This is a genomic window from Methylocucumis oryzae (assembly GCF_000963695.1).
GTDB lineage: Bacteria > Pseudomonadota > Gammaproteobacteria > Methylococcales > Methylomonadaceae > Methylovulum > Methylovulum oryzae.
This window is the reverse complement of record NZ_LAJX01000262.1, coordinates 1-7,847: the sequence shown is the minus strand read 5'-3', so window position 1 is coordinate 7,847 and position 7,847 is coordinate 1. Positions and strand designations below refer to the sequence as shown.

Sequence of the window (7,847 nt, the reverse complement as noted above, 5' to 3'; positions counted from 1 at the left end):
ATGCGATTTATGTCTATAAGAAAACATCTGATGGTAATTGGTTGTGTGCCATTGATAATTCCTATGGTGTAGAGTTATTAAAAAAAGATGCTTAGCATTACGCTCATACCCACAAGGGGCACTAGAGCGGGATGCGCCTTTTCGCGGCGGTTTTGAGGGTTTGTTGTTTTTCCGGCTTCGGCGGCTTCGCCAATCTTCCGTGACAGGCGCACCCCTGTTTTACGTTATGAATTTAAACGAGATATGAAATGCCAAAAGGTACTCTGATATTTTTCTGTGGGAAGATGGGGGCTGGAAAATCAACTAAGTCCCAGGAAATCGCTTTGGAAAGGAATGCTGTATTGCTATCCGAAGATGAATGGCTGACGTCTATATACCCCAATATGATTGCTTCACTAGAGGACTATGTTAAATATTCTAGCCAGATCAAGCCTCCTATTAAAAGGCTAGTGCAATCAATATTAAATACTGCCACAGATGTTGTTATGGATTTCCCCGCAAATACTGTTTCACAAAGAGAATGGTTCAGGGAAATTTTCTCAGAAGTGGAGGCTTGTCATCAGTTGATATATATCGATATTTCTAATGAAATATGCCTCGAACAGATCGAGAAAAAGACGTATAGAGCAACCTGAGAGGGCAGCCACTGATACAGCGGAGATGTTCGCTCAGGTGACGAAGTATTTTGTTGAGCCAGCAGCTGAAGAAGGCTTTAACACAATGAGAATTGGTAACAATGCATAACAATGCCATAAACTCGAACCGCAAAAAGCGCCGCTGCGCTCTGCTTTTTACGTCAGGTTATTGTGGGCATTAGGTAACTGAAGCTTCGGAATACTTAATAAAATAAGGATAAAAATTATGTCGAGAAAAGCTAGCTGTTCCTGCGGAGAACTACAAGTTGAAGTAAACGGCGAGCCAAAAATGGTTGTTGCCTGCTCCTGCACCAACTGTCAAAAAAGAACCGGGTCAGTGTTTGGGGTAAGCGCCTATTTTGCAAATGACCAGGTGGTGGCTAAAAATGGGGAATTTAAGTCTTTTTACAAGCACAGGTGATTCTGGCGGTAAAATAGAGCGTCATTTTTGTCCCAATTGTGGTTCTACTGTTTTCTGGGAGGCTGGCTTTGTCCCTCAATCTATAGGCATAGCAGTTGGTTGTTTTTCCGATCCTAAGTTCCCTCAACCTATAGCAGCGGCTTGGTGTGCATCAAAACATGAGTGGGTATCTTTTCCAAGTAATATGCCCACGTCAAATAATCAGGATTTTTCTAAAGGCGCCTAACAAGAAAATCAAAAATGGACAAATTAAAGCGGTGTTCTTGTCGTCACGCCACTTTAATTTGCCAGTTATTTAGGCGATAACAACCCCCAATTAATCCCATTTTTGACTAAGGATAATCTTTGCCTCAGCCAACTGAACTCCAACAACGTGACACCTTGGAAGCTACCGTACGCCGCGCCCAACAAGGTGAACGCAACGCATTGGAAGCCGTTGTCCGCGCCATACAGCCGGATGTCCACAAGCTCGCATTGCGTTTTTTATGTTGCCCGCACGATGCCGAAGATGCCAGCCAAGAAATCCTCATCCGCGTCATTACGGGTTTAAGCAGCTTCCGTGGTGACAGCAGTTTCCGCACTTGGGTGTACCGGGTCGCCAATAATGCCTTGCTGAATTTACGCCCGCAACGTTTGGAGCAACAGAACTTGGATTTTGCCGGTTTTGCTGCCGATTTAGCGCAAGGTCTGACAAACGGGGATGACCACTTGCACGATAGTCGGTTACTGGAAGAAGTGAAAATTGGCTGTACTTTGGCGATGTTGCAATGTTTGGATAGAAGTCATCGTCTAGCCTACATTTTGGGTGAGATTATGGAGCTAGACCATAGCCAAGCGGCGGCGGTGCTGGCAGTTACCCCGGCCGCATTTCGCAAACGCCTGTCACGGGCGCGAGCAGATATTACCGCCTTTATGCAAAGCTATTGCGGTTTGGTTAATCCTGAGAATGCGTGCCGATGCCATAAACGGGTGGATGCCGCCATCAGCTTGGGCAGGGTCGATGCCACCCAGTTGCGCTTTGCCGGATCAACACAACAGGCCAGGCAATTCCCGCAGGTGTTGGCGCACATCCGGCAATTGGAAACCGCCAGGCGGGCGGCGGCGTTGTACCAATCGCATCCAGAACCCAAGCCAGCCAATGATCTTAGCCAATGGCTCAAGCAATTGCTGGATGAGGGCTTGGGTTCGTATGAATTTGATACTTAACCACAGTTATCTTGACACAAAGCTCTAATGGCGTGAAAAAAGCCTGCTCCAATCAGTTTACAAACCGGAGCAGGCCGTATTCAAGTCGGCACGATACAGAGACTAATGCGTGAGGGTCTTGACATATAACTCGAAAGACTTAGCGCGGCTTAGGTTAGTGGCGTTGGACTCAAACAACACATGATTGCCATCGTTTGACAAGAAAGGGAATCTCGATGAGTTATTGCCGACCACGCCGGTGCTGGTCACTGCGGCCAATTGCTCTTGGCCGCTTTGAGTGTCGCGGACGATGGCGCTGTCTTGTGTCCCTCTTCGGGTAAAGGCAACTTTGCTGCCGTCAGCCGAAAACGACACGGGCGCCGCAAAATCTCTTGGCTGAATGCCCGCTTCCGTCGGCAAAATGAACGACAGCGAATGGTCGGTTAGGTTTTTGAAGTAATAACCTTCAGCGCCAAGGCTTGAAACGCGCGGCACATAAAGCGCCAAATTGTCGCCTATGAACCTCGCCACTTTAAAGCTCGGAGCAACGCCAAATGTGCGTTCGGTGAATACGTTTTGTTGGCCAAAACGGTCGGTGCTGGCCAAGCTCAGTACGCCAGAGCGAAGATCCAACACAAATGCGTCTGAACCGCCATTGTTATCGCCAGCGGCAGGATGGTCAACCGATGAATCAAACGCCAATAAGCTGCCGTCCGATGACAACACCAGCGTGCCTATGGCTACAGGCACGACTCCGCCTATAGTGAATTTAATAGTATCTGTCCAATCACTTAACTGCCCGGTAGTCACGTTGACAACCAGGGTACGGAACGGGCCGTCTGGTCTGAAGCTGTAAGGCCCAAGATACGTGCTGGTCGGTGTAGTAACAAAAGCGACCGTTGTGCCGTCATCAGAAATAGAGCGGAACACATAGTCGCTAGTTGTAGGTAACGTCGCTAGTGGTGGAGAAATGCGCTGCAAGCTGCCCGATTGCAGGTTTTTTACGAACAAGGCCGGTTCTGAACCTGGCACAAAGTTCGTGTCGGCACTGTTGGGGGAGGTTTTAGCTTTAAGCACCACCGTCGTGCCATCTGCCGCCATGCCCTGGCATTCCGCACCTGTTGGGATTTGTCCGCCGCTGCTGGTCGTGCTGATGCGGCTAATGGCGCCGGTACGCACATTTTTTAAAAACACGTCGTTGCTGTTATTGGTATCGCCACGCACAAAACCGCTCGCAGTCGAGTTGAACACCACTTGTGAGCCATCGGCTGAAATGGCGCAAGGCGAGGTTAGGCCCACCTGGAGTTTTCCTGCGGCATCGCTGGAAACCAAGGTCAGTGCGCCACTTTCGGCTGCTGCCGCATTCGAGATGAAAGCAAGGCTGCCGGATAAGGTCGCCATAGCAAAAAGTATCACACCTGATTTTGTAGTTGCTGTCTTTATCATGTCAGTATCTCGTGGTTTATTGGCAACATTGCCGGTGCGTAGTAAAGCAGGTACGCCTTTGTAATACTTCACGAATTTTTCACGATTTGATAAACAATCTATCATGAGTCGGCTTGAGCTGAGTTTACTAAATCAGGATTTCGGGCTACTAAAATGTGTAGCCCCCACTGAGTCTTTCTTATCAAAGTGCCTACGGTCATCGGCTTCCATCACAATTATTTGAAGTTTTCGTGATATATCCGTGATGGTTAAACGGGAAAATTTCTTGGCCTTGGTTATTCACGTAAGGCCAATCCATCCTGATATTCTGACCGGAGACCGTAATATGAATTTTACTACCTTAAAAAACAAGCTTTGTAACGGCATTTTATTAGCTATGCTGGCGACTGCCGCGATAGCCGCCGATGACGTCGAAGATTTAGGCGACAATGTCATTCCTTCATCACCGGCGATAGGCGCCGTTGTGCCATTGACCTATTTTGGCCCGGCTCCATCCAGTGTCAATCCCAGCTTTATTGGTCCGCATCAGTTGCTGAGCGCCGGTAGAGTTAATATGAACCGTCTGACCGTGAGCTTACCGCTTTACAAAGCAGAATCGCCAGAAGGCGAGACTTATTGGTATGTTTTGACCGATAGTAATGATCAAGCTAATTCCGAAGCTTTGGGTTTGTTGTTTTCAGGAAAGTTGACCTATGCCGAAACCGGCCGAGGTGTGCGCCATGCTGTACAACAGTTCGACGGCTCGGTTAAATTCACCACCGCTAAAGCTGGGGTTAACTTCAATCCTAAGCATGTCTTGGTGGCCGGTGACGCGCCCAATTTCTTCCCACCTAAAGAATTTAAACCTGGGGCCATAGGCGAAGAAAATTACAGTCCGTTAATGAAAATCGAGAATGTCGGCGGTTATATCTATAACGCGCCGATTGTCGCTAAAGGCACTGAAGAACAATTGCAATAAAGCCCCCGACAAACGTCTGGTGCATGATAAAGCCTTCCGTATTTGCCCGGCTGAAGGCACGGTGGAACTTAGATTGACGCTAGGCTTTACGTTTGCACGGCCTTTATTATATTTAAGCCTAGATGCCAGCCATGAATTGCCTGCGACCATGGAACAAGTCACGTTTTCGCCTGGTTTACAAGATATTGGCGTGGGTCGTGATGACAGCGCTTTCAGTGCCGTTGAGCGTCTGTTTGCCGTGGCTAACGGTCCTATGGGCAAAACTAACCCGCAACGTCAAGGCTTTAACAGCGCGTTGGCTGGTGAAGGTCAACCGCTTAATGTCTTAGGCGGCATTCCGACCATTGCGACGGACTATAGCCCATTGTGGGATATTAATGTGGCGGAATGGACGCAAACCGCTATTGATAATGGCTACCGTTCACGGGTGAAGGAAGAGTTTGAAATCCTTGGCTTGGTGCATCAAGGTTGGCTGACCGGCCCAGGCGGTGCCAAATTCGGCTCCACAGGCTTTATCGTCAATTGCCCACCGGTGATGCGTTTATTGTAAGTCGTGTCCTAAATCAACTGCTTTAAGTAAGCGAGTAGCCCTCTATGATGCAATCCGGGCTACTCTATCTTGCCTATACTGATAGCGCTCAGAAATATCACAAAACTATCACAAAACCATCCCCGAAAAGTGAATTGCCAAGTTGGGGCTGGCTGGTGATAATGCCGCAAACTATACTTGAGTGTTGTTATGAAACGACTGCTGATTATTGAAGACGACATCGATATTGGCGATATGCTAGACATTAACCTGCGCGACGAAAACTTTATGGTCGAACTGGCGACCGATGGTTTAAGCGGCTTGCACAAGTTGAAATCACAAACTTATGATTTATTGGTATTAGATTTAATGTTGCCAGGTTTAGACGGCTTGGAAATCTGCCGCCAAGTCCGGCTGATGCCTAATTACCTGCCGATAATCATCATCAGTGCCAAAGCTCAGGAAAGCCAGCGGGTGCTGGGGTTAGAATTGGGCGCGGACGATTATCTGGGCAAGCCGTTTTCAGTGCCGGAATTAGCCGCTCGCATCCGTGCTTTGTTTCGACGTATTAATGCGCTTGAACACAGCTTACAGGCCAAAACCGGGGTGTTGAGGTATCAAGACTTGCTGATTGACCCAATCAAACACGAAGTCAAGCTGGCCGGGCAAGCCGTGACTCTGACGGCCAAAGAATTTGAATTGTTGTTGTTTTTTGCCCGCCATCCGGGCAAAGCCTTCACCCGCTTGGCTTTGCTTGACCAAGTGTGGGGTTACCAGCACGATGGTTATGAACACACCGTCAACTCTCACATCAACCGTTTGCGAGGCAAAAATCGAACGCAACGCCGCCAGGCCGCAATTCATTCAAACGGTTTGGGGCGTGGGCTATAAATTCGCTGACGAGGGTGACGTGGGATGAAGTTCAAATCCCTGTACAGCCGCATCGCCTTGACATTTGCGGTACTCATCTTGTTGTTTGGCGGTATGTGCGGTGGATTGGATTTTTTTGCGGCTAAACGCCACCAGCAAGAAATTGTGCAACGCTTAAGCCAAGACCTTGCCAAACATATCGCTGACCACTGGCCTTTGGTGAAGGCCAACCATTTAGATACCGCGACGATTGGCGAGTTATTTCACATGTTGATGGTGGTTAACCCCAGCATTGAAATGTACCTGCTAGACAAAGACGGAGTGATTAAGGCGCATCAAGCGCCGCCCGGACGAGTGCAACTGACGCAAGTACGGTTGGAGCCCATTCGCGCATTTCTGGCCAATCAGCCCTTGCCTCTGCTGGGCGACAACCCACGCAACCCTGAACAAGCCAGTGTATTCAGTGCCGCCGCCTTGCAGCAAGGCGGCATCCCGGTGGGTTTCTTGTACATCATCTTGACCGGTGATGCTTACCAACAACAAGCCGAACACGTTTGGGGCGGGCATATTTTCCAGAGCGCGATATGGATTAGCTTAGGTGCTTTGCTGTTGACACTCTTAGTCGGCTTGGGCGTGTTTGCGGCGATTACTAGGCGTTTAGATGCCTTAACGTGCACGGTAGCAGCGTTTGAGGAAGCCGACTTTGTTGGTGGTTTGCACGTTTGCCCCAAAATCACCGCCAGCAGCGATGAAATCGGGATTTTGGCACGCACTTTCGAGCGTATGGCCGAGCGCATCGGCAACCAAATGCAACTCATCAAACACCAAGACGAGTTGCGCCGCGAAATGATTGCCGATGTGTCTCACGATTTACGCACCCCGCTTACCTCTTTGCAAGGCTATTTAGAAACGGTATTGCGTAAAGCCGATGATTTGCCTTTGGTAGAACGGCAACGTTATTTATCAGTGGCTGTTCGGCAAAGCCGCCGCGTCAGCTTATTAGCGGATGAATTGTTTGAGCTAGCCAAACTGGAATGCGAAGCCACTCGCCCAAATTGCGAGACCTTTTTTATTCAAGAATTAGCGCAAGACGTATTGCAAAAATTCCAGCTTGCTGCCGAAACCAAGGCCGTGAACATGAACACCGTATGGCCTAATGAATTAACATCGGTATATGCTGACATCGCGATGATTGAACGAGTATTGACCAATTTACTGGATAACGCGCTACGCCACACCCCCGCTCACGGTACTATCACAGTAACCGTCGAACCGGGCTTGCACCTGGTCAAACTCCGCATAGCCGATACCGGCGAAGGCATTAGTCCGCCACAACTGGCCGGGTTGTTTGATCGCCATTCGCCATTACGGCAAAACGCTAGCAAAAAACACGGTGGCGGCGGTTTGGGGTTGTTGATTTGTAAACGCATAGTGCAATTGCATGGCAGCAAGATTACAGCGAACAGCCGATTAGGGCACGGCACGGCGTTTTAATTTTAGCTTACCGGCGCGAATGCCGGATTAAGTGGAATATGTTTTTTCGCGCTAACGAAAAGGGTTGGCTTCATTATTGGTCATTCCCGCACTGTTAATTACATCCATCCCGCGTATTTAAATCCTTTGTGATGGATTTGTGAAACTTTTCGACGACAATAAAGTTCGGCCTACCCACTTAAGACGGGACAGCTTAAATGGGAACAACGTCATCTCGGCTCGGCAACTGCTCCTGCGTTGCTCTAATACATGCCATCCTTGGCATTAATGGATTGCCGAGATCCACGACTGCACGGATGCAGGAGGTAG

9 protein-coding genes are annotated in these 7,847 nt (G+C 48.9%); 8 read left to right on the top strand and 1 reads right to left on the bottom strand.

Going from position 1 to position 7,847, the window contains the following annotated elements; genetic code table 11:
• Nucleotides 1–248: 248 nt before the first annotated feature.
• The 4 genes from VZ94_RS19515 (at nucleotide 249) to VZ94_RS19510 (ending at nucleotide 2,262) form a co-directional block, all read left to right on the top strand.
• A complete protein-coding gene (locus VZ94_RS19515; RefSeq protein WP_204369215.1) occupies nucleotides 249–635 on the top strand; it encodes a P-loop nucleotide/nucleoside kinase family protein in 387 nt (128 codons plus the stop codon).
• Between the two features lie 226 nt (nucleotides 636–861).
• Nucleotides 862–1,056: a GFA family protein gene (locus VZ94_RS32905; protein WP_082081849.1), complete on the top strand. Its 195-nt coding sequence runs from the start codon at nucleotides 862–864 to the stop codon at nucleotides 1,054–1,056.
• Nucleotides 1,022–1,282 carry a GFA family protein gene (locus tag VZ94_RS24785; protein ID WP_157844980.1) on the top strand — a complete coding sequence of 87 codons (261 nt, stop codon included), beginning with the start codon at nucleotides 1,022–1,024 and terminating at the stop codon, nucleotides 1,280–1,282. Before VZ94_RS32905 ends, VZ94_RS24785 begins: the two co-directional genes overlap by 35 nt.
• Nucleotides 1,283–1,401: 119 nt before the next feature.
• Nucleotides 1,402–2,262, top strand: a complete 861-nt coding sequence (locus tag VZ94_RS19510) for an RNA polymerase sigma factor (RefSeq protein WP_045780513.1) — start codon at nucleotides 1,402–1,404, stop codon at nucleotides 2,260–2,262.
• 102 nt (nucleotides 2,263–2,364) lie between these two features.
• Here VZ94_RS19510 and VZ94_RS19505 read toward each other — a convergent pair whose 3' ends face one another.
• Nucleotides 2,365–3,792 (bottom strand): TolB-like translocation protein, encoded by a 1,428-nt coding sequence (locus VZ94_RS19505; RefSeq protein ID WP_045780512.1) that lies wholly within the window; start codon nucleotides 3,790–3,792, stop codon nucleotides 2,365–2,367.
• Between the two features lie 220 nt (nucleotides 3,793–4,012).
• Here VZ94_RS19505 and VZ94_RS25390 point away from each other — a divergent pair, with 220 nt between their 5' ends.
• The 4 genes from VZ94_RS25390 to VZ94_RS19490 all read left to right on the top strand — a co-directional run bounded on the left by VZ94_RS25390 (nucleotide 4,013) and on the right by VZ94_RS19490 (nucleotide 7,538).
• Complete coding sequence (locus VZ94_RS25390) at nucleotides 4,013–4,645, top strand: hypothetical protein (RefSeq protein ID WP_109867739.1); 633 nt, start codon at nucleotides 4,013–4,015, stop codon at nucleotides 4,643–4,645.
• 19 nt (nucleotides 4,646–4,664) lie between these two features.
• The gene (locus VZ94_RS25385; protein ID WP_109867738.1) at nucleotides 4,665–5,195 is read left to right on the top strand and encodes a hypothetical protein; all 531 of its coding nucleotides are present in this window, start codon (nucleotides 4,665–4,667) and stop codon (nucleotides 5,193–5,195) included.
• 189 nt (nucleotides 5,196–5,384) lie between these two features.
• A complete protein-coding gene (locus VZ94_RS19495; protein WP_239650098.1) occupies nucleotides 5,385–6,065 on the top strand; it encodes a response regulator transcription factor in 681 nt (226 codons plus the stop codon).
• A 24-nt stretch (nucleotides 6,066–6,089) separates the two neighbouring features.
• Nucleotides 6,090–7,538: a sensor histidine kinase gene (locus VZ94_RS19490; protein ID WP_045780511.1), complete on the top strand. Its 1,449-nt coding sequence runs from the start codon at nucleotides 6,090–6,092 to the stop codon at nucleotides 7,536–7,538.
• Nucleotides 7,539–7,847 lie beyond the last annotated feature (309 nt).